Source organism: Lelliottia nimipressuralis (genome assembly GCF_004115925.1).
Taxonomy (GTDB): domain Bacteria; phylum Pseudomonadota; class Gammaproteobacteria; order Enterobacterales; family Enterobacteriaceae; genus Enterobacter; species Enterobacter nimipressuralis.
In genome coordinates this window covers 48,903-69,657 of sequence record NZ_SDDX01000007.1, presented here as the reverse complement: position 1 = coordinate 69,657, position 20,755 = coordinate 48,903, and the positions used below count along the sequence as shown (strand labels likewise).

At 51.1% G+C, this 20,755-nt stretch carries 21 protein-coding genes and 1 pseudogene; 16 read left to right on the top strand and 6 right to left on the bottom strand.

All coding sequences use genetic code 11. The features are described 5' to 3' along the window. Window positions 1-18: 18 nt before the first annotated feature. Together prs and dauA are read left to right on the top strand one after the other, a co-directional pair. A complete protein-coding gene (gene prs, locus ETG88_RS06315) occupies window positions 19-966 on the top strand; it encodes a ribose-phosphate diphosphokinase (protein WP_003856663.1) in 948 nt (315 codons plus the stop codon). 123 nt (window positions 967-1,089) lie between these two features. Beyond that, on the top strand, window positions 1,090-2,769 hold the full coding sequence (gene dauA / locus ETG88_RS06310) for a C4-dicarboxylic acid transporter DauA (protein WP_129034969.1): 1,680 nt from the start codon (window positions 1,090-1,092) through the stop codon (window positions 2,767-2,769). Between the two features lie 82 nt (window positions 2,770-2,851). On the opposite strand, the gene ychH is transcribed toward dauA, so the two are convergent. Then, window positions 2,852-3,127 carry a stress-induced protein YchH gene (ychH, locus tag ETG88_RS06305; RefSeq protein WP_100779906.1) on the bottom strand — a complete coding sequence of 92 codons (276 nt, stop codon included), beginning with the start codon at window positions 3,125-3,127 and terminating at the stop codon, window positions 2,852-2,854. Window positions 3,128-3,399: 272 nt separating this feature from the next. Between ychH and pth the strand changes: the two genes are divergently transcribed. From pth to ETG88_RS06290, 3 genes and pseudogenes are all read left to right on the top strand, one after another. Beyond that, complete coding sequence (gene pth, locus ETG88_RS06300; RefSeq protein ID WP_100779905.1) at window positions 3,400-3,984, top strand: aminoacyl-tRNA hydrolase; 585 nt, start codon at window positions 3,400-3,402, stop codon at window positions 3,982-3,984. 126 nt (window positions 3,985-4,110) lie between these two features. After that, window positions 4,111-5,202 (top strand): redox-regulated ATPase YchF, encoded by a 1,092-nt coding sequence (gene ychF, locus ETG88_RS06295; protein ID WP_100779904.1) that lies wholly within the window; start codon window positions 4,111-4,113, stop codon window positions 5,200-5,202. A gap of 131 nt (window positions 5,203-5,333) precedes the next feature. Beyond that, window positions 5,334-5,874 (top strand): annotated as a pseudogene (locus ETG88_RS06290) (DUF2058 domain-containing protein). Between the two features lie 12 nt (window positions 5,875-5,886). Here ETG88_RS06290 and ETG88_RS06285 read toward each other — a convergent pair. Then, window positions 5,887-6,582, bottom strand: a complete 696-nt coding sequence (locus ETG88_RS06285; protein ID WP_129034968.1) for an RluA family pseudouridine synthase — start codon at window positions 6,580-6,582, stop codon at window positions 5,887-5,889. 127 nt (window positions 6,583-6,709) lie between these two features. Here ETG88_RS06285 and ETG88_RS06280 point away from each other — a divergent pair, with 127 nt between their 5' ends. After that, on the top strand, window positions 6,710-7,060 hold the full coding sequence (locus ETG88_RS06280) for a DUF1304 domain-containing protein (protein ID WP_129034967.1): 351 nt from the start codon (window positions 6,710-6,712) through the stop codon (window positions 7,058-7,060). A gap of 137 nt (window positions 7,061-7,197) precedes the next feature. On the opposite strand, the gene ETG88_RS06275 is transcribed toward ETG88_RS06280, so the two are convergent. Both ETG88_RS06275 and ETG88_RS06270 read right to left on the bottom strand, forming a co-directional pair. Beyond that, window positions 7,198-7,803 carry a LysE family translocator gene (locus ETG88_RS06275; RefSeq protein ID WP_129034966.1) on the bottom strand — a complete coding sequence of 202 codons (606 nt, stop codon included), beginning with the start codon at window positions 7,801-7,803 and terminating at the stop codon, window positions 7,198-7,200. Between the two features lie 168 nt (window positions 7,804-7,971). After that, window positions 7,972-8,910 (bottom strand): LysR family transcriptional regulator, encoded by a 939-nt coding sequence (locus ETG88_RS06270; protein ID WP_129034965.1) that lies wholly within the window; start codon window positions 8,908-8,910, stop codon window positions 7,972-7,974. 99 nt (window positions 8,911-9,009) lie between these two features. Between ETG88_RS06270 and ETG88_RS06265 the strand changes: the two genes are divergently transcribed. Further along, on the top strand, window positions 9,010-9,444 hold the full coding sequence (locus ETG88_RS06265; RefSeq protein WP_129034964.1) for a DMT family transporter: 435 nt from the start codon (window positions 9,010-9,012) through the stop codon (window positions 9,442-9,444). 9 nt (window positions 9,445-9,453) lie between these two features. Then, window positions 9,454-9,945, top strand: coding sequence for a DMT family transporter (locus tag ETG88_RS06260; protein ID WP_129034979.1), 492 nt, complete (start codon window positions 9,454-9,456; stop codon window positions 9,943-9,945). A 73-nt stretch (window positions 9,946-10,018) separates the two neighbouring features. Here the strand turns inward: ETG88_RS06260 and ETG88_RS06255 are convergent, their stop codons facing one another. Next, window positions 10,019-10,525, bottom strand: coding sequence for a phenolic acid decarboxylase (locus tag ETG88_RS06255; protein WP_102103914.1), 507 nt, complete (start codon window positions 10,523-10,525; stop codon window positions 10,019-10,021). Window positions 10,526-10,622: 97 nt separating this feature from the next. Between ETG88_RS06255 and ETG88_RS06250 the strand changes: the two genes are divergently transcribed. Continuing rightward, entirely contained in the window at window positions 10,623-11,483 is an 861-nt protein-coding gene (locus ETG88_RS06250; protein ID WP_129034963.1) for a LysR family transcriptional regulator, read from the top strand. A 315-nt stretch (window positions 11,484-11,798) separates the two neighbouring features. After that, window positions 11,799-12,176, top strand: coding sequence for a YdeI family stress tolerance OB fold protein (locus ETG88_RS06245; RefSeq protein WP_233446098.1), 378 nt, complete (start codon window positions 11,799-11,801; stop codon window positions 12,174-12,176). A 662-nt stretch (window positions 12,177-12,838) separates the two neighbouring features. Here ETG88_RS06245 and ETG88_RS06240 read toward each other — a convergent pair. Continuing rightward, on the bottom strand, window positions 12,839-13,630 hold the full coding sequence (locus ETG88_RS06240) for a winged helix-turn-helix domain-containing protein (protein ID WP_164971770.1): 792 nt from the start codon (window positions 13,628-13,630) through the stop codon (window positions 12,839-12,841). 528 nt (window positions 13,631-14,158) lie between these two features. On the opposite strand from ETG88_RS06240, the gene ETG88_RS06235 reads away from it, so the two are divergent. The 6 genes from ETG88_RS06235 to ETG88_RS06210 all read left to right on the top strand — a co-directional run bounded on the left by ETG88_RS06235 (window position 14,159) and on the right by ETG88_RS06210 (window position 20,691). Continuing rightward, window positions 14,159-14,593 (top strand): hypothetical protein, encoded by a 435-nt coding sequence (locus tag ETG88_RS06235; RefSeq protein WP_129034961.1) that lies wholly within the window; start codon window positions 14,159-14,161, stop codon window positions 14,591-14,593. Window positions 14,594-14,781: 188 nt separating this feature from the next. Continuing rightward, on the top strand, window positions 14,782-15,342 hold the full coding sequence (locus ETG88_RS06230; protein ID WP_129034960.1) for a fimbrial protein: 561 nt from the start codon (window positions 14,782-14,784) through the stop codon (window positions 15,340-15,342). A 48-nt stretch (window positions 15,343-15,390) separates the two neighbouring features. Next, window positions 15,391-16,119, top strand: coding sequence for a fimbrial biogenesis chaperone (locus tag ETG88_RS06225; RefSeq protein WP_129034959.1), 729 nt, complete (start codon window positions 15,391-15,393; stop codon window positions 16,117-16,119). 46 nt (window positions 16,120-16,165) lie between these two features. Continuing rightward, the gene (locus ETG88_RS06220) at window positions 16,166-18,700 is read left to right on the top strand and encodes a fimbria/pilus outer membrane usher protein (protein ID WP_129034958.1); all 2,535 of its coding nucleotides are present in this window, start codon (window positions 16,166-16,168) and stop codon (window positions 18,698-18,700) included. A gap of 65 nt (window positions 18,701-18,765) precedes the next feature. Then, complete coding sequence (locus ETG88_RS06215) at window positions 18,766-19,476, top strand: LuxR C-terminal-related transcriptional regulator (protein WP_129034957.1); 711 nt, start codon at window positions 18,766-18,768, stop codon at window positions 19,474-19,476. An 87-nt stretch (window positions 19,477-19,563) separates the two neighbouring features. Next, window positions 19,564-20,691 (top strand): fimbrial protein, encoded by a 1,128-nt coding sequence (locus ETG88_RS06210; RefSeq protein ID WP_157809237.1) that lies wholly within the window; start codon window positions 19,564-19,566, stop codon window positions 20,689-20,691. Window positions 20,692-20,755 lie beyond the last annotated feature (64 nt).

Here is a 20,755-nt window from a genome sequence, read left to right as displayed (position 1 = left end):
ATGCCTGAGGTTCTTCTCGTGCCTGATATGAAGCTTTTTGCTGGTAACGCCACCCCGGAACTAGCACAACGTATTGCCAACCGCCTGTACACTTCCCTCGGCGACGCCGCTGTAGGTCGCTTTAGCGACGGCGAAGTCAGCGTACAAATTAACGAAAATGTACGCGGTGGTGATATTTTCATCATCCAGTCCACCTGTGCTCCAACTAACGACAACCTGATGGAATTGGTTGTTATGGTCGATGCCCTGCGCCGTGCTTCCGCAGGCCGTATCACGGCTGTTATTCCTTACTTCGGCTATGCCCGCCAGGACCGTCGTGTCCGTTCCGCGCGTGTACCGATTACCGCTAAAGTTGTTGCTGACTTCCTGTCGAGCGTCGGTGTTGACCGCGTTCTGACCGTTGACCTGCACGCAGAGCAGATCCAGGGCTTCTTCGACGTTCCGGTTGATAACGTATTCGGCAGCCCAATCCTGCTCGAAGACATGCTGCAGCTGAACCTGGATAACCCAATTGTGGTTTCTCCGGACATCGGCGGCGTGGTTCGTGCTCGTGCGATTGCCAAACTGCTGAACGATACCGACATGGCGATCATCGACAAACGCCGTCCGCGCGCTAACGTCTCTCAGGTGATGCACATCATCGGTGACGTCGCTGGCCGTGACTGTGTGCTGGTTGATGACATGATCGACACCGGCGGCACGCTGTGCAAAGCCGCTGAAGCGCTGAAAGAACGTGGTGCTAAGCGTGTGTTTGCTTACGCAACCCACCCGATCTTCTCCGGCAATGCTGTCAACAATCTCCGCAACTCCGTCATCGACGAAGTGGTGGTGTGCGACACCATTCCATTAAGTGATGAGATCAAGGCGCTGCCAAACGTACGTACCCTGACCCTGTCAGGCATGCTGGCCGAAGCGATTCGTCGTATCAGCAACGAAGAATCCATCTCTGCGATGTTCGAACACTAATCGGACACGGCCCAAAAACCCGCTGCGGCGGGTTTTTTTGTCTTCATTACTTATTTGTATGATTAATACTTCCTTCACCTGCCATTCACATGACAGATGATGTGCTCACGGAAAAAGAGAATTGTGAAAAACGTAACGTCCTCACATGTTCTGCCCTTTCGCGCCCTCATCGACGCCTGCTGGAAAGAAAAATACACCTCATCGCGTTTTCTGCGTGATGTCATCGCCGGGATCACCGTCGGGATTATTGCCATTCCACTGGCGATGGCACTGGCGATTGGCAGCGGCGTCGCCCCGCAGTACGGGCTGTACACCTCGGCAGTTGCCGGGATTGTCATCGCCCTGACGGGCGGGTCGCGCTTTAGCGTCTCCGGCCCGACAGCGGCCTTTGTGGTGATCCTCTACCCGGTCTCCCAGCAGTTTGGTCTGGCCGGTTTGCTGGTCGCTACGCTGATGTCCGGCGTATTTTTGATTCTGTTCGGTCTGGCCCGTTTTGGCCGGTTGATCGAATACATCCCGCTCTCCGTGACGCTCGGTTTTACCTCCGGGATCGGCATCACCATCGGGACCATGCAAATCAAAGATTTTCTCGGTTTGCAGCTCGCACAGGTGCCAGAACACTATCTGCAAAAGGTCGGCGCCCTGTTTATGGCCCTGCCGACAGCGAATCTGGGCGATGCGGCTATCGGCATCGTCACGCTCGGCACGTTAATTCTCTGGCCACGGCTGGGCATTCGCCTGCCGGGGCATCTTCCCGCTCTGCTGCTGGGCTGCGCAGTGATGGGCGTGGTGAACCTCCTCGGCGGACACGTCGCCACTATCGGCTCGCAGTTCCACTACATTCTGGCGGATGGCTCCCAGGGCAACGGCATTCCTCAGCTACTGCCTCAGCTGGTGCTGCCGTGGAATTTACCTGGCTCGGACTTCACCCTGAGCTGGGACTCCCTGCGCGCCCTGCTCCCGGCGGCGTTCTCCATGGCGATGCTCGGCGCAATTGAATCCCTGCTCTGCGCAGTGGTGCTCGACGGTATGACCGGCACCAAGCACAAAGCCAACAGCGAGCTGGTCGGCCAGGGGTTGGGTAACCTTATCGCGCCGTTCTTTGGTGGCATTACCGCCACGGCAGCGATTGCCCGTTCCGCCGCCAACGTGCGCGCCGGGGCCACCTCGCCAGTGTCTGCGGTTATCCACTCTCTGCTGGTGATCCTCGCCTTGCTGGCGCTCGCCCCGCTGCTGTCGTGGCTCCCGCTCTCCGCGATGGCCGCCCTGCTGCTGATGGTGGCGTGGAACATGTCTGAGGCGCACAAAGTGGTGCATCTCCTGCGCCGCGCGCCGAAAGACGACATCATCGTAATGCTGATCTGTATGTCTCTGACGGTGCTGTTTGACATGGTGATCGCCATCAGCGTCGGGATTGTGCTGGCCTCGCTGCTGTTTATGCGCCGCATTGCGCAGATGACGCGCCTGTCACCGGTGAATGTCGAGGTGCCGGAGGATGTGCTGGTGCTGCGCGTTATCGGCCCACTGTTCTTTGCAGCGGCGGAAGGTTTGTTCAGCGATCTGGAATCGCGGATTTCCGGGAAGCGGATTGTGGTGCTGAAATGGGATGCAGTCCCGGTGCTGGACGCAGGCGGTCTGGATGCATTCCAGCGCTTTGTGAAGCGTCTGCCGGAAGGCTGCGAGCTGCGGGTGAGTAATCTTGAGTTCCAGCCCCTGCGCACCATGGCGCGCGCGGGCGTGCAGCCGATTCCGGGGCGCCTGGCGTTCTACCCGAATCGCGAAGCGGCATTAGCGGACCTCTAAACATAAAAACGGCTCCATCAGGAGCCGTTTTTGTATTCATCTTTTGCAGGCTGGTTAGCGCTGCGGTTACCCGGCAGGTGTACTAGCTAGGTTTATGCTGGTCCCGGCGGCAGCGTTTGTCGTAATGACGTACCCACCAGTATCGGTCGCTGACCTGCTCATGACCACTCACGCGGGCCCCTGCCAGCCACAAAACAGCACCTAAAAAGATGCTTAGCACCGCGCCGTGCGCGAAGTATTGTGGGAGGTCAAGTTGCGGCAACTGGTTTAAAATAGAATAACCCACACCTGCTACCATCACGAACAGGCCCAACCCCATTAGCACGTTACCGAGTCGTGAAGCGTTTCTGCGTTTCATATGTCACCTCCGGAACTTTGGGTTGCAGGGAAATGTCCCTAATCCTTGTGTGTAAAGTATAGACAACGGGTCTTTTATGAGTTGCGTGAATGATCACAATAATGAGCACGCCCGAGACAAAAGTTTACAAATAAGCGCCTGAACAGCTTGAAATTCTAATGATTCAAACCCGTCATTATTCAAATTTCCCCTCTTCCTGCCGCAGAATTTTGTCAAGCGGCGCGCCAGACAGTAAACTACGCGGCAAATCTGGAACCTTTAGGAATTGAAACGTGACGATTAAACTGATTGTCGGCCTTGCCAACCCAGGCGCAGAGTATGCGGCCACCCGCCATAACGCCGGAGCCTGGTATGTCGATCTGCTGGCCGAGCGGTTACGTGCCCCCCTGCGTGAAGAGCCGAAATTTTATGGCTATACCTCGCGTATCAACCTCGCGGGAGCCGATGTGCGTCTGCTTGTTCCGACCACATTCATGAACCTGAGCGGTAAAGCCGTGGCGGCGATGGCGACGTTTTATCGCATCAATCCGGATGAAATTCTGGTCGCCCACGATGAGCTGGATTTACCGCCCGGTGTCGCTAAATTCAAACTCGGCGGCGGTCACGGCGGTCACAATGGCCTGAAAGACATCATCAGCAAACTCGGCAATAACCCGAACTTTCATCGTTTACGCGTGGGAATCGGCCATCCGGGCGATAAAAACAAAGTTGTCGGTTTTGTGCTGGGTAAACCACCCGCTTCCGAGCAGAAGCTCATTGACGATGCCGTAGACGAAGCGGCGCGCTGTACCGAGGTGTGGCTCAAAGAGGGTCTGACCAAAGCCACAAATCGTTTACACGCCTTTAAAGCGCAGTAGTCCGCGCGAGACGCCATTTTTACCGCGCGTGACGGCGGTTACGTGTATAATAGGCAAAGTTATTTACTTTTCTTCAATCGGTTAATGCTAACGGGTTGAATATCAAGACATTAAGGTGATTTAAAGATGGGATTTAAATGCGGTATCGTTGGTCTGCCAAACGTGGGCAAATCCACCCTTTTTAACGCGCTCACCAAAGCGGGTATCGAAGCAGCAAACTTCCCGTTCTGTACGATTGAGCCAAACACCGGCGTCGTGCCGATGCCTGACCCACGTCTGGATCAGCTCGCTGAAATCGTTAAACCACAGCGCATTCTGCCAACCACCATGGAATTCGTCGACATCGCGGGCCTGGTAAAAGGCGCCTCCAAGGGCGAAGGCCTGGGCAACCAGTTCCTGACTAACATCCGTGAAACCGAAGCCATCGGCCACGTAGTGCGTTGTTTTGAAAACGACAACATCATCCACGTGAATAACAAAGTCGATCCGGCTGACGATATTGACGTTATCAACACTGAGCTTGCCCTGTCCGATCTGGACACCTGCGAACGCGCAATCCATCGCGTGCAGAAGCGAGCCAAAGGCGGCGATAAAGACGCGAAAGCAGAACTGGCAGCCCTCGAAAAATGTCTGCCACAGCTGGAAAACGCAGGCATGCTGCGCGCGCTGGATCTGACAGAAGAAGATAAAGCGGCAATCAAATACCTGAGCTTCCTGACCCTGAAGCCAACCATGTACATCGCGAACGTCAACGAAGACGGTTTTGAGAACAACCCGTATCTCGACAAAGTGCGTGAAATCGCCGCTGGCGAAGGCTCTGTCGTCGTTGCTGTATGTGCTGCCGTTGAGTCTGACATCGCTGAGCTGGACGATGCCGACCGCGAAGAGTTCATGGCTGAGCTGGGCCTGGAAGAGCCAGGCCTGAACCGCGTTATCCGCGCGGGCTACGAGCTGCTGAACCTGCAAACCTACTTCACCGCAGGCGTGAAAGAAGTACGCGCCTGGACCATCCCTGTCGGTGCCACCGCTCCGCAGGCGGCCGGTAAAATCCACACCGACTTCGAAAAAGGCTTTATCCGCGCACAGACCATCGCGTTTGAAGACTTCATCACCTACAAAGGTGAACAAGGCGCGAAAGAAGCCGGCAAGATGCGTGCAGAAGGTAAAGATTACATCGTCAAAGATGGCGACGTAATGAACTTCTTGTTCAACGTCTAAATAAAATTTGTTGGCTGACGAGATATCAGCAACAGCAAACTTTATAGAATCCACGCTCCGGCGTGGATTTTTTATTTGTATAAAATTACAGGTATAATCCCGGCAAATTTCCAACAGGTTCAGATACGAAGATGACAAAACTTACCTTACAAGAGCAGATGCTCAAAGCAGGCCTGGTCACCAGCAAAAAAAATGGCCAAAGTGCAGAGAACGGCGAAGAAATCCCGCGTGCAGGCTCGCGAGGCGCGTGAAGCGGTGGAAGAGAACAAAAAAGCCCAGCTCGAACGTGATAAGCAACTGAGTGAACAGCAAAAACAGGCGACGCTGGCAAAAGAGTTTAAAGCACAGGTGAAACAACTGATTGAGATGAACCGCATCGTGGTGTCACGCGGGAACATCGATTTCAACTTCACCGATAACAACCTCATCAAAAAGATCGTTGTCGATAAAACGACGCAGACGCAGCTGATTAGTGGCCGTCTCGCCATCGCGCGCCTGGTGGTGGATGGGGCAAGTGAGAGTCAGTACGCGATTATTCCGGCAAGCGTCGCGGATAAAATCGCCCAGCGTGATGCAGACAGTATCGTCCTGAACAGCGCCCTGAGTCAGGAAGAGCAGGACGAGGACGATCCATACGCCGATTTCAAAGTGCCTGATGATTTGATGTGGTAATGACGGTTGCGGTCAGAACGGGCTGGCATTACGCGCCGTGATGCGCTCATCGCTCACGGGATGGACAAAGTGCAGCTCGCTGGCGTGCAGCATCAGACGCGGCGTGCGCTCGGTACCTGGCAGCGTGAGGCCACCATACAGATCGCAGCCTAAAATTGGGTGCCCCAGCTGCTGGCAGTGAATACGCAGCTGATGGGTGCGCCCGGTTTCCGGAGTCAGCTCGACCCGCGTCAACGGAAGTAACGCCCCTTCCCTTTCCTGATAAATACGTTCAATCACCCGATAGCGAGAGCGCGCGGGCTTGCCCGTGATAGGGCAAATCGACATCAGCGGGAACAGCGCCGGATCTTTGGCAATCGCTGCATCTATCACCCCCTCGTTATCGTCCAGATGCCCGCACAGCAGCGCAGTGTAAATCTTGGTCACACGACGCTCGCTAAACTGCTGGCACAGCGCCGCATTGATAGCCTTATTGCGGGCCACCACCATCAGCCCGGACGTGCCGAAATCCAGGCGGTGCACGAGGGTGCAGCCAGGGAAAGTCTTCACCAGTCGATAATGCACCGAGTCGAGATTCTGCGGATTTTTCCCCGAAAGACTCAGCAGCCCCGCCGGTTTGTTGATCAGCACCAGATGTGCGTCCTGATAGAGAATTTCAATCTCGTCGAGACACGGCGGGGCAATAAAGGTATCGATAATCGTAGACATCAGGCTGCACGGATAGAGAGTGGGAGCGGATGATAACGAATTTTCATCCTGGTGGCGAATCAGCCTACCGCCCCCGCTGGAATTATCTATACTCCCTTTCATCTGCCCTCACCCTGTAAGGCCGCCCGTGTTTGCTACTCTTCTTGTCGCTATTGTTGCCGTTATCCATCTCTATATTCTGGTGCTCGAAATGTTTTTGTGGAACACCAAAACCGGCCAGAAGGCTTTTAATTTGAGCGCCGACTTTGCGCGCGAAACCCGCGTTCTCGCTGCGAATCAGGGGCTGTACAACGGCTTTCTGGCGGCGGGATTGCTGTGGGGGTTATCGCTCGGCGAACGCGGTGTTTCGGTGATATTCTTCTTTCTGATCTGCGTGCTGGTTGCAGGTATTTTTGGAGCGGTAACCGCCAGTCGGAAGATACTTTATGTGCAGGCGCTTCCAGCGGTTGCCGCGATCGTGGCGCTAATAGCCCGTTGAGATCATCCGTTACCGTTTTATTTCCTCATCCGGAACAATAAAGCGTTACGTCTCACCGCCGTCCTGATATCTCTCCCCAGCATCATCCGTAGCTGACGGCCTGAATCATAACGGCAACGTTGTGCCAAATGCGGGCATTATACCTTTATCAGGCTATGCAGAGAAAAAGCTATGAGCAACATCCCACCGGCAATGTTGACGTATTTTTTGAGCATTAACGGGTTCGTTTTTTTAACTGAAAATATCAGTGTCTGGCTCACAGAGAAAAGCCAAACGCTCATCACCACGACATGCACTGATGCCAGCGTCAGGTAATTACTAACGCCTCCCTTTATCCCTGCGAACTGTGAAACGACCGTCACATAAAAAAGGATGGCTTTTGGGTTCAAAACATTCGCAAGCCACGCCTCTTTTAACGTCACCGCATGCTTTGAATCACTAAACCCGCCTGTATTGACCGTTATCCCACTGCGGATAAGCATCGCGCCCAACCAGAGCAGATAGGCCGTTCCGGCAACTTTGAGCACTGCAAAGGCTGCCGGGGACGAGATGAGCACAGCAGTCACACCCAGCCCTATTAATACCGCATGGGTGTATATGCCCAACGCTGTTCCGGCGAGCGTTCTGATCAGGCCTTTGTGACCACCAGCCAGAGCACTGTTCATAACGAGAGTGAAACTTGCGCCGGGGGACAGTGCAACAGGCAGTAGTGCTGGCATAAAGCCGAAAATGTTCACATCCATAGATTTTGGATAGTAATGGACACTCTCCTAGATTACCAGTTGAGGCGCTGCGTAACCCTTTGCTCCGCCCCCCGTAATCAACAACCGCAAGATTCTGTTCAAGGTCCGCGATTCACTTTCTAAGCTGGAAAAAACTGACGCCGGATGTGCTCCATTACCAGCCTGAACTTACCCCTCAGACTGCCAGTAAAGCGGTGAACCAAACACCTCAAGATAGTAATCGATCACCGCCCTGACGTTCAGCGGCGGATGGCGGGTGTGGGGGTAAATAGCCGCAATGTTCTGTGGCTCCGTTTTAATAGAGGTATCCATATCGGTCAGTAGCGCGATCAGCTCACCGCTTTTCAGTCTTTCAGCAATCAGCCAGTCCGGAAAAAGCACAATGCCCATCCCGCCCAGAGCCGCAATAAGCAAAGTCTCTGCGTTATTGGATGACATCAGTGGCGACACAGGATAATGCACCCACTCCTCACCTGGCTTGCGAACCAGCCAGCGATTTGGACCGGAAGATCCACTGTAGACAAGGCATTTGTGGCGTCCGAGATCCTCGGGGCATTCAGGCATACCGTATTTATCCAGATACGCAGGCGACGCAGCCAGGTGATAAAACTGCTGCCCGAAAACGCGCGCATGAAAGGAGGAGTCAGCCAGAACGCCAATCCGGAAAATGACGTCGGCGGCATCCCTGTGTGGATCGATGTAATCATCGGTCAGCGTCAGCTCAATGGTCAGACGGGGGTAACGCGCCGTCAGACCCGGTAGTCCTGGGGCCACATGCCGCTGTCCGAAAAATACCGGGGCATTAATACGAATTAAACCTGAAGGCTCCAGCGCACGTTCATCCAGTTCACGACGCGCATCCTCAAGATTACCGGCCATGGCGCGTGCGTGCCGGATAAAAAGGTGCCCACTTTCAGTCGGGATAACCGCGCGTGTGTTGCGATAAAAAAGCTGCTGACCGAGCGCGTCTTCAAGATGATGGATAACTCGTGAAACCTGCGAAGCCGATATTCCTTCGCGGCGCGCGACCACGGAAAAATTCTGCGTTTCATACACGTCTATAAAGATTGAAAGAGAACGGATACTGATATTGCCTGCGCCATGCATTGATGCAAATCCTGCAAAGGTGTTTCCTGAATTATGGCATTTTTCACATCTCAGGCCAGGTGTAATCTTCTGCGCTTAGACAACCGGAGAGAGTTTGCTATGCAACTGGTACTGATTTTAATTGTTATCGCGGGCGGAATGGGACTGTCCGTAGAGGCTGGTTTGCTGGGGCCGCTGGGAGGGGAAGTCGGCGATTTATGGGCGACATTCAGCGTATTCGGCGTGGGTGCGGCCCTGACGTTTTTGCTGATGCTGTTTTTCAGTCCACGCAATAGCCCATCCTTTTTCGCGCAGCCCTCCTGGAACCTACTGGGCGGAGTGCTCGGCCCTGTTTACGTCATTATTCTGACCATCGCTACACCGGCAATAGGTATCGCTATGACGATGATAGGCATTCTGGCGGGACAGGTATCCAAAAGCCTGATCATTGACCACTTTGGTCTGCTGGGCACGCCACATCGGAAAATTGACAATAAACGCATTATCGCGCTGATTTTTATCGTACTGGCGCTGGTTCTTGTTGCACGGGGTTAAGAAAAAATGATGACATTTATGATGATTGTGTTGGCGGTTATTGGTGGTGCAATGCTCAGCATTCAGGCTGCGATAAATGGCCAACTAGGTAGCAAAGTGGGTGTATTCAAAAGCGCATTTCTGACCTTCTCCGTCGGCGCGCTTATTACTGCCCTGCTGATTTTCTTCTTTGAGCCTAAACATGCTACCAGCCTATTGGATGTACCGAAGTGGCAACTGTTAGGTGCGATGTTTGGTGTGCCTTACATCGTCATTATGGTCTTTGCCGTCCAACGTATCGGCACAGCCGTCGCAACGGTTGCGGTGATTTTCGGTCAGCTGACAATGAGCATGCTGATTGATAACTTTGGCTGGCTTGGCAACGGGGCGATCCCCTTCTCGATGAATCGTCTGGGTGCCATCCTCTGTCTGGGTATCGCGCTGTTCTTCATCTACTCCAGCAACAGAAGCAAAGCTGCACCGGCTAAAGAAATGCGTCATCAGGCAACCGTTAACGAATAAACGTCCCGGATGAGTAGCAAAAAAAAGAAACCGTCGTCGTGACCGGTTTCTTTTAAATTTAGCGGGGTGTTATTTAACGCAGATTATCTGGAAAATTGTCAGGCAATTCACTCGCCGCGCAGGCAATCACATCGTCATTATTGGCACCGCAGTCACGAATAAAGGTGATGGTGGCAAATTCATCAATAACCTCCGTCGGATAAGCCGGACCGGCATCGCGGTACTGATTCATCAGCGGAATATGGTCATTCTGGAAACACACGGTTTTTTCGGGGTTATTCATCACCCAACGTGGGAAGAAAATAGTGCCATGGAAGAGTTTATCCCCCAGATTGACAATTAAGCTCACATCCGTGCCGGTTGGCTCCGTCCAGGAGATTTTGTAAATACTTTCACCCACGCGGACGATATAAGCCTGCTGATCTTTGACCCAACGATTCCCCACCAGGCCGCTGTGAATACGGTAGTCCAGGGTTTGTTCATTTTTGACATAAATTTCGTAGTTCCAGCCGTTGTCGTAGGTGTACACCAGATGTTTACCGACAAAACCGCTTAAATCATGTTTATCAAAGTTGCTCATTTCAGGTCTCCTCTGTTCGATAAAACAAGTCTAATGCTTTAATATTTTGATGAATAGCGCTATTTTATGATGATATTAATCCAATAAATGAATCATTATGAATAAAACAACGCTGGAACAATGGGCAATCCTTGACTGTGTGTTCACTACCGGCAGCTTTGCCCGCGCCGCCGATACGCTACACCGCAGCCAGTCTTCTATTAGCTATAATCTCGCGCAGCTCCAGACGCAACTGGGCGTGACGCTGCTGGTTCCTGAGGGGCGTCGTACGGTATTAACCCCAACCGGGGCCACGCTTCTGAGCCAGGTACGCCCGCTGCTGAAAACATTTAGTTATGTGGAGGCCCAGGCCGCAACTCTGCAGGAGGGGATGCGATCGCAGCTTAATTTGGTGGTGGACGTTATCTATCCTCGGGAGCGTCTGTTCTCTGCCCTGCAACAATTCCAGCAGCGCTGGCCGACTATTCGGGTGAAGCTAACGGAAGTCACAGAGAGCATGTTCCCCACCATGTCCGCTGTGGACGATGCTGATGTGATGATCGTGACCGACCGGCAAAATATTACCGGCCGGGGAGAGTGGCTAATGAACGTGGATTTTATTGCCGTGGCACATCGCGATCATCCGCTGCTGTCGGTATCCGGCACATTGACCGAAGCACTGCTCAGCAATTGGCCACGGATACAAATAGCAGATGGCGGGAAAACGGCCTCAGGGGATAGCCAAAACTGGGATTTCTCCACTCTGGATGCGGCGGCAGGCGCTGTCGTGGCCGGTCTTGGATACGGCTGGCTGCCGCAGGCATCTATTCACCAACAACTGGCGGCAGGCATACTGCAACCATTGCCCCTCAGCCACGGCTCGCACCGCGTCACGCCATTACACATCATCCTGCGCCGGGATGTTCCGCCCGATGAACCGGTCAGTTTCCTGATATCAGCCCTGAAAAAGGCGCTGTAAACCACACCGCGAAATGCGGCACGCCTGTAAGCGACTGATTACATTCTTATATCGTACTTCTATTGCAGTACGATATAAGCTTGTTATTGGGTGTCTGCCTGTTTGCTGGGGGTGCCTTATTACGTCAACGTCACACCGCCTTTTACCTCGGTGCTTTTCTTTAGTGTGCTGATTACGTGGTGGAACAACTTCGGCGTTATCGGCTGCTTTGAAACACCCTACCGTTTCATTGGATTTGCAAAACGGAATAGTAGTGACCAGGCTTGAAGCATACCTTCTTATCACTAAGGAGACATGATGAAAAAAATTCCATTAATGATCCTGATCTTTTTGCTCGGCCTACAAAGCGTTTATGCGCAAGAAGCTGGCGGCCTGAAAGAAAACGTCGCGCCACCACCACCGCATAAAATTGAAGATGGCTACCGTGGAACCGATGACGCACGTGTGATGACCGTTAAATTTGCCAAAACCCTGCATGATGGCGCCACACTTTCCTTACGGGGCAATCTCATCAAGTATAACGGTGACGATCGGTACGTTTTTCGCGACAAGACGGACACCATCGATGCCATCATTCCAAAAGCCGTTTTTGACGGGCGCGAAGTTCAACCCGATCAAATGATAAACATCAACGGCAGCCTCGACAAGAAAGCGTCCCCGCCGGTTGTCCGAATCGATCGCCTCCAAAAATAAACCTTTCGCTATGTCCTGGCGGGTTTGCCCAGTAGATCCAACAAACCTGCCACGGCATACCTGGTAGCCTGTGAAATCACTGTTTCACACTCTCCCTCAAAGTGAACACATTCACAGATGAGCGAGAACCCTGTCACCGCTGAGAACAAAATGGTCGCAGACGCTGGCCATGGGAGTGTGATAGTGGGCAAATCTCACGTCTTCTGTTTTTTGCAGTACACAATCGGCATGCTGCCACTATAAATAATATAATTATTATTAATGGGGTATATATAAAAGAAAGAAGACTGCTGCTCCTTTATAAATATGTCAGTTAAAAATTCACTTAACGCGGAGGAGTGCGTAAGCGTATTGGGTGTGATAGACACTTTGTCGGAATAAAAGTGGTAAGCAAGCAGGGTCCGTTCGAAACTGAAATTATTGCGCAATTTGAAAAAACCGGTTTTGCATCAGCGTGGGTGATTTTACCATCCATCATCCATGTGCCTTTATCCCCATGAATGATCAAACTGTTTTTCGAGGTCAAGACATTGCCCTCTCTCATCGCCGAATATGACGCAGTGCAGGAGAAGTGATCATAATTATAATTTTTGATGAAATGAATAACCATCCATGTCACCAGCGCAGAACAAAGGCAGGTAATAATCAACGGGATTTTAATATTAATGCTCACTTTTACCCCACAAATAAACGGTGCTGCATTCAGTCGGTTGCTTAGTTATTTCTTTATTGCATGACAGAATCGATGTCTTGGAAGAGTATGAAAACGTCGTTAAATAGTTATAAGGTTTATCCTGACAGGTCAGTAACGACAGGTCGAGATTGCTGATGGATGTTTTATTACTCTTCAGAGTGAGAAAAAATAAACATTCAGATTGACCCAGGTAAGATATTTTTTTGTAAGCCGCAAAGTCATCGCTTTTATTAAAGCGATTCGTAGTCACAAACGAAATACCGACAGCAATGGCCACGCCTGCCAATATCACGATGAGGTATGCGCTCAGATCCCGATTTTTTTTGCCAACCGTTTTAACGTCAGGATCAAAGGAGGGGTTGTGCTGTTTTTTCGGTATTAACGCCTCGGATTCCTGAGGTAGCGAGAACGCTCTCTCCTCAACAATTACGTCAAAATTTGGATTAACTCTGAAGCCTTTTCTTGTTTCGGTGAGAATGTAATTTTCACTACTGTTATCTAATTCTCTGAAAGCGCGGCGTAACACTGAAATGCTTTGATAGAGGGTATTAGGTGACGGTGTAAATCCGCTGCCTTCCCATCCGTACTCGAACAGCTCATGTTGCGTGACAAGATCTCTTCTTGAAACTAATAGCTCAAGGCACCGGGAGGCAGGTCCAGTCAACTGCACCGATTGAGGTCTGTTCGTATTGTGCGTCAGCAAATTTCTGTTGGGCCAGAATACAACTCTACCATTCAAAATGTATACTTTTTGAAACACAGAACAAACACCTCCGATATCAAAACGAAACAACCAATTAACAATTATGTTTCTTTTAAAACCTTAGCGACCGCAAAAAACCTTACCTAAGATTATATAAGACATATTAGGAATTTTCACAAAAACATTTAACTTTTTGATTTTAATCGATTTTTATGGCGATCGTTGCGTAATGTTGATCACTTTTGCATTACATGCATTTTTTTCCTTAACGATGAGAACGTTGAGTGAAAAAGATTAAAAAAAATAATCACGACCTTATACTTGTTTCCACACCACGAGATTTTATTTTAAAAAATGTGAGATTCAGAGTTGATTACTAAATATTAATGACACGTCAGAATTGAGCGTTTTAAAAGGGGTTAATTAGAGAGTAATAATGGTCTAACCGGCGATGTGCAGCATAAAAAGCTACTTGCGCGTTTACTTTTGGCGTTTTGTGGTCACATTTCCGTCTGATTGATCGTTGGATTTAAAAATATAGAATCCGTTCCACTGATGAGGTGAGTTAGCAGGAGGCTATTTTCAATGCCGAAGAATTTAAAAAACCTTAACCAAGTCCTCTATGGGTATTGTATCGGGAGTCATCTTGAGTTCAGGATTTCCCCGGCCTTATTAGTAAATACGTTGACGGGCGTCAGTTTTCGCCTGCGCCCCACGATGGCTCGTCTGTTGCAGTATATTCTGAGCCATTCAGGCGACAGAATTATTGAAGATAAAAATATAATGCGAGAGGTATTCGAAAACTTCGGGCTAAAGTGCAGTAAGCAGCGCCTGTGGCAGGCAGTGAACTCGTTAAAAACCACGTTGGCAAAATGTGGTTTTAGCCAGGTGGTTATTTATCGGGTGAACAATAGTGGCTTTGTAGTTTCTGACGTGCATGTAGGAATGCTGATTCTCTATCCCGTCAAAGATATAGGCGTTAATTTACCCTTGCAGGCGTCAAACAGGACGAAGGCATAATTATGTAGCAGATGTTATGCATTAAAAACGATAACGGATTGTAGATAGAAGGATCTTAAACCTCGCCAGAGGTTCGACTTTAAATGAATCGTAATAAATCATTTTCTCATCAGCATTCATGATGCTGAGGCAAATACTCTTTTGCCGAAATCATGACAATCAAAATGTAATCAATTAAGGACAATATTATGAAAAAGTCAGTTGTTAGCTCCTCTATTTTTGCCGTACTTGCTATTGCCTCTCTGTCTGCACAGGCAGCGTCTACCGGCACGATCACCTTTAACGGCGAACTCACCGACACCACTTGCGAAGTGGATATCAACGGTCAGGGTTCTGACGCAACCGTTGTTCTGCCAACGGTTGGGGTAAATGAACTGACGGCGAGCGGCGATACCACTGGTCGAACTACGTTCAACATGAACATCTCTGCCTGTGTCGTCGGCACCGAAGGTGGTCATTCCAAAGTGGCGACCTTCTTCCAGCCGGGTAACACCGTTGATCTGAGCACCGGTCGTCTTAAAAACATTGGCGGCAGCGCAACCAACGTCGATCTGCGCCTGCTCGATGCGTCCAATAGCTATGCCCCAATTAACGTGGGTAATACAGACCAGGTCAACAGCATGGCATACGTGGACATTAAGGCCGACGGCACCGCCTTCCTGCCATATGCAGTTGAATATTACGCTAACGCCCAGACCACCCCGGGCACGGTTACCAGCAGCGTCGTTTACAACCTGCAGTACAAGTAATCCGTTATTCCAGGGGGAGATTCTCCCCCTGTTACCAGGGAGATTTCCATGACACCTTCATCATTTATTCGCACACTTTCCCGTGTCGTCTGTCTGACCGCCGCACTCGCCTTGCCTTGTCAGGCCAGCGTGATTGTGAGCGGCACACGCGTCATTTATGACGCTCCGCAACGAGAAATTTCGGTCAGGCTTACCAACACCGGAACCCTGCCAGTGCTGGTTCAGAGCTGGATAGATGAGGGTGACCCGAATGCAAAACCCGACCGTATCCGCACGCCTTTTACCCTGACACCGCCTATTAACCGTATCAACGCGGGGAAAAGTCAGACCCTCAGAATCAGCTACACCGGTTCGCCTGTGCTGCCAGAAAACAAAGAATCCGTGTACTGGCTGAATGTGCTGGAGGTCCCTGCTGCGACGAAAAATGACAAAGATAACAAGCTGCAAGTCGCTTTCCGGACCCGTATCAAGCTCTTTTTCCGCCCGGCCAGTCTTGCAGACCGCGCTAAAGCGACAGAAGCGGCTGAAAAGCTCAAATGGACCGTCTCGGGGGGGAAGCTGATGGCGTCGAATAGCTCACCCTATTTTATTTCGCTGGTCTCAGTGTCGTTAAAAAATGCCGGAAAGAACGGCTCTGTCGAAGGGGAAATGGTGCCGCCGATGGGCAGCTACACCTTCAGATTGCCGAAAGCTGTACAGGCAGGTCCAGGCTCAACGCTGATTTACGAATACGTGAATGACTGGGGAGCGCTGAAAACCATTGAGTACATCCTGTAACCCGTAATGACACGTCTTACCGTATGAGCCATAAGGAAATAAAATCATGCGTTTTCAGCCTGAATATTCATTGATTGCCATTGCCGTCATGGCGGCTATTTTAATCCCGGGGAGGGTCGCAGGTGCATCGTTATCGTCTGCCGCTGACCATACTGACAACATCACCTTTGACCCTATTTTTCTGAATACCTCCGGAAGCGAACGGATAGACCTATCCCGGTTTGAAAACGGTGATGCCGTCATGCCGGGAACCTGGGCGACGGATATTTATGTTAATGGTGAAGCCGTTACCCATGAAAATATTGTGTTCGCCGAACAGGCGGACAAAAAGGTCCGCCCCTGTATCACGGTGGATCTGATTAAAAAACTCAATCTGAATTTCGATAAGGTCCCTGCCGCTTTTTCTGATGCTCTCAGGGAACAACGCCAGTGCTATAACCTGGAAGAGCTGTTGCCGGACGTCCGCGTGTTGATGGACTCCTCCACCCAGCGCCTGGAAATTGAGATCCCTCAGGCGCTGATGCGCAACACCGCGCGCGGCTACGTCAGCCCGGCGCTGTGGGACACCGGTATTCCGGCGGCGCTGCTGGGCTATAACGCCAGCACCTACACTACCCATTCACGAGGCCAGGACTCTACGTCGTCCTACATTGGCCTGAACGGGGGGATTAATATTGGCGGCTGGTATTTCCGCCATGACGGTAACTACACCCGGCAGCAGGGCACAGGTGGAAATTATCAGTCCATCAATAACTACGTGCAGCGAGATATCTCGCCGATCCTCGGCCGTGTCCTGCTCGGTGAAACCTCTACGGGCGGGCAGCTGTTCGACACTCTGCCCTTCAAGGGCATTGAGCTGGTCAGTGACGATCGGATGCTGCCGCAGTCCCGTCGCGGGTATGCGCCGGATATCCGCGGGATCGCGCGCACTAACGCCAGAGTCACCGTGCGTCAGAACGACCGCATAATCTACGAGACTACCGTGACGCCCGGCGCGTTCGTGATTGACGATCTTTATCCGACGGGCTACGGCGGCAACCTTGATGTGACGGTCACCGAAGCGGACGGCAGCGTGCAGACCTTCCAGGTGCCTTTCGCCTCGGTGACGCAGCTGCTGCGCCCGGGTGCACACCGCTACGATGTGGTGGCCGGGAGGCTGAACGACCCCAGTCTCTCCTTTAATCCGACGCTGTATCAATTGACTTACCAGCGAGGCCTGACCAATAACCTGACCGGCTACACCGGGCTACAGGGCAGCGCTGCGGCCTACTATGCACTGCAGCTGGGTATGGCCGTCAGTACGGAGATTGGCGCATTTTCTGCCGATGTCACGCAGGCCCGTGTGCATCTTAAAACGACCGAAGAGAAGGCTAATAGCGGGCAGAGCTATCAGATTAGCTACAGCAAATACTTACCGCAGACGAACAGTAATCTGACCATCGCGGCGTACCGGTTCTCTACGTCTGGCTATTACGATTATCAGACGGCGATGCGCGCCATCGATGAGGAAAAACGCGAGGGGCTGGCGTCAGGCATTTGGCGGGCAAAAAACCGTCTCAATGTCACCATGAATCAGGGGCTGGGTGCTGGCTGGGGCCAGCTCTACGTTACCGGGTATACCCAGGACTACTGGAACAACAGCCATTCCGATATTCAGTACCAGTTGGGTTACAACAACAATATTGGCCGGATTAACTATAACCTCAGTGCCGGGCGCGTCAGAAACTATAACGGCAGGATGGAAAATAACCTCCTGCTGAATTTCTCTGCCCCGCTCGGCGGGTATGACCAAAAACACGTTCCTATGCTGACGGCAAGCCTCAACAAGAGCAGCAATGGTCGGATGGGGGAACAGATTGGCTTGTCTGGCACCCAGGGCGAAGACAACCAGTATAACTACGGCGTGACCGCAGCCAACTACAACCAGGGCACCGGCAGCAGCATGACCGCGAGCGGTGGATGGCGCACTCCGTACACGCATCTGACGGGCAGCTACGGCACCGGGAAGCACTATCAGAACACCAGCCTTTCCGCCAGCGGCACGGTTATCGCCTGGCAAAACGGCATCGTTGCGACCCCTTACACGGGAGACACGTTCGCGGTGGTGGAAGCCAAAGATGCGAAAGGTGCCAAAGTGAGTGGTTATCCAGGGCTTAAGATTGACGGTTTCGGTCATGCGGCGATCCCGTATCTGAGCCCGTATGAAATCAATGAAATCAGCATCGATCCGAAGGGGCTGTCTCAGGATATTGAGCTTAGCAACACCACTGAAAAAGTCGCACCGCATTGGGGCGCGGTGAGTAAGGTGACGTTTGCGACGCGCAAAGGGTTCCCGCTGCTGATCGCTGCCACCAACGCCAGGGGCGAGGTCCTGCCATTCGGGGCTGACGTGTTTGACGCCTCAGGGGTGAATGTCGGCAACGTCGGACAGATGGGACAGATTTATGCCCTGACAGAGTCGGCGTCCGGGGTACTGACCGTGAAGTGGGGAAGTCAGGCGAGTGAGCAGTGCAAAATAACCTATAGCGTGCGGGAAGAAAAGGACACAGGATTCAGAAAACTTTCTGGAATATGTCGGTGATTGTCTCCCCTGCTATTTGGCTGTCACCTCCACTGGAGAGTTAGGGAATTGCAAAGGAATGAAATATGGAAACAGAGAGCCTCATCAATCACAAAGCACAACCGGGTGTCGTTATTGATATTGTGACGGCGAATCATTATCTGGAAAAAGCGCTGTCTCTTTTAGCCAGTGAGCATACCGGAGCGGTGGTGACCTTTATTGCAAAAGAGGGAGGGAATGTCACCCGCAACAATCAAGCTGCCGTCCGGTTATGCCTGATGGATATCGACTGCATTTGTGCGCAAAGAGGCCGCTGGGATCATCTCTCTGAAAGAATAACGCTGGCGGATTCAGTTACGTTTCTCTCTTTTTCGAAACTGTTTTTATACAGTGTTCCTTATCTTTGTGTATCGGGGCCGCTGGAAAGGATACGAGAGGCATTCGGCTATTTGATTAACAACATAAAGAAAAATACCGCAACCCTGAGTTACGGGAGGCTGGTTTCATCACTGAATGCATTTGAACAGGATGTCTTTCTATTCTTAATGAGTTGCAAGGAAAATCAGGAAATCAGCCTGGCGCTTAGAGTGAGTGATAAATCAGTTTACAGAATCAAGTCGCAGGTGATGAAAAAATTCGAGGCAAAAGATCGCAGAGACCTGCATAAACTATTAAATCTGGGTGAGTTTATGCGATCTCATCGCCCTATTCAGTTGCCTGATGAAACCAGTCATAACCGGTTCGATAACCTTCGCCTGTTATCCGGAGCGGAAGTGGATGATTTATCTGTTCATTAAAATGCACTGCACAAGAATTTATTAATGAGGTTTAAAATGAACTCACAATTCTCTACACGCTCCGCAATGAGATCGTCAGGAAGGGTGTTGAACATATTGCTATTACTGCTATTGGTATTGCCGTTTACAAAGGCAATGGCCGTAGAATGTGGTTTCACGGATGTTTTTACAGAAAACATCTCACTTCCGGTAATAGGCTCAGGGTTATCAACGGTTGGTGAAGATGTGCCTGTCGGGAAGGTGATATACAAGAGTATTCATAAGTACGATATTCGGGCGACGGGTTATTTCTGCACGGTGACTGTCGAAGATCTTCAAGCCGGTGTTACGCCTATCAATATGAATACCTATACCATCATTGAAGCTGCCAGTACGCCATCAGGACCTGCTACAAATTCTGGAGGCATAGATATTTTCCCAACAAATATCCCAGGCGTTGGCGTAAAATTTAATTTTGATCCCCCCTGGTCTGCAACGACTTTTCCAAATGTGGTATGGGAAAGGGAAATGAGCCTGGGTTATGGAACTCTGACCCAAGGTTTAGGTCAATTCGCACATGTTACCGTTGAATTAGTGAAGACTGGACCGATACAGCAAGGGAATCAACAGATACTGGGTTCATCTTTTCCGACATTTAGGATTACATCCGGTTCTAAATCGCCATTTCCTGAACAACATGTGTTTGCTAACGTGAGTTTTTCCGGAGCAACCGTGATGCACACCAAAACCTGTCAGCTTGCGGCGCCAAATATTAATGTCGATCTCGGAAGACATGATGTGAATCAATTCACTGGCCCAGGTGTTGCAACAGATTGGGTGAACTTCGACATTGCACTGAAGGACTGCCCGCCATTCTATGGATATGGTGACTACGCCTTTACCGAAAGAACAGGCGCGATTACAGGTTCAAATAACGATAATGCGGTTACCATCGGATTCAGAAGCGTTAATGGCGTTGTCGAAAGCAATCCTTTGTTGGCGAAAATTGAAAGTGGGCCGAATGCAGCCACCGGCGTAGGCATTGAACTGTCTCAGCAAAATATATCGGGAAGCATACCGCTTGATGGCTCAGGCGGGTTTGATCTCCTGAATTTGCCTAAACAGGATAATGCTTCTTATCTTATTCCGCTGAAAGCGCGTTATGTTCAGACGGATAATACCGTCACCGCAGGGCCAGCAAACGGGGCTGTGGTCTTTACTATCACGTATCAGTAAACGAACGAAACAAAGGGTTTGAATTGACACCTCAAACCCTTCACTCACAACGTCTATTTGCAGA

Bases quoted from the DNA above. Each gene is read 5' to 3' on its own strand.
- ychH (WP_100779906.1), bottom strand. From the start codon at position 3,127: ATGAAACGCAGAAACGCTTCACGACTCGGTAACGTGCTAATGGGGTTG.
- ychF (WP_100779904.1), top strand. From the start codon at position 4,111: ATGGGATTTAAATGCGGTATCGTTGGTCTGCCAAACGTGGGCAAATCC.
- ETG88_RS06285 (WP_129034968.1), bottom strand. From the start codon at position 6,582: ATGTCTACGATTATCGATACCTTTATTGCCCCGCCGTGTCTCGACGAG.
- ETG88_RS06275 (WP_129034966.1), bottom strand. From the start codon at position 7,803: ATGGATGTGAACATTTTCGGCTTTATGCCAGCACTACTGCCTGTTGCA.
- ETG88_RS06270 (WP_129034965.1), bottom strand. From the start codon at position 8,910: ATGCATGGCGCAGGCAATATCAGTATCCGTTCTCTTTCAATCTTTATA.
- ETG88_RS06265 (WP_129034964.1), top strand. From the start codon at position 9,010: ATGCAACTGGTACTGATTTTAATTGTTATCGCGGGCGGAATGGGACTG.
- ETG88_RS06260 (WP_129034979.1), top strand. From the start codon at position 9,454: ATGACATTTATGATGATTGTGTTGGCGGTTATTGGTGGTGCAATGCTC.
- ETG88_RS06255 (WP_102103914.1), bottom strand. From the start codon at position 10,525: ATGAGCAACTTTGATAAACATGATTTAAGCGGTTTTGTCGGTAAACAT.
- ETG88_RS06250 (WP_129034963.1), top strand. From the start codon at position 10,623: ATGAATAAAACAACGCTGGAACAATGGGCAATCCTTGACTGTGTGTTC.
- ETG88_RS06245 (WP_233446098.1), top strand. From the start codon at position 11,799: ATGATCCTGATCTTTTTGCTCGGCCTACAAAGCGTTTATGCGCAAGAA.
- ETG88_RS06235 (WP_129034961.1), top strand. From the start codon at position 14,159: ATGCCGAAGAATTTAAAAAACCTTAACCAAGTCCTCTATGGGTATTGT.
- ETG88_RS06230 (WP_129034960.1), top strand. From the start codon at position 14,782: ATGAAAAAGTCAGTTGTTAGCTCCTCTATTTTTGCCGTACTTGCTATT.
- ETG88_RS06225 (WP_129034959.1), top strand. From the start codon at position 15,391: ATGACACCTTCATCATTTATTCGCACACTTTCCCGTGTCGTCTGTCTG.
- ETG88_RS06220 (WP_129034958.1), top strand. From the start codon at position 16,166: ATGCGTTTTCAGCCTGAATATTCATTGATTGCCATTGCCGTCATGGCG.
- ETG88_RS06215 (WP_129034957.1), top strand. From the start codon at position 18,766: ATGGAAACAGAGAGCCTCATCAATCACAAAGCACAACCGGGTGTCGTT.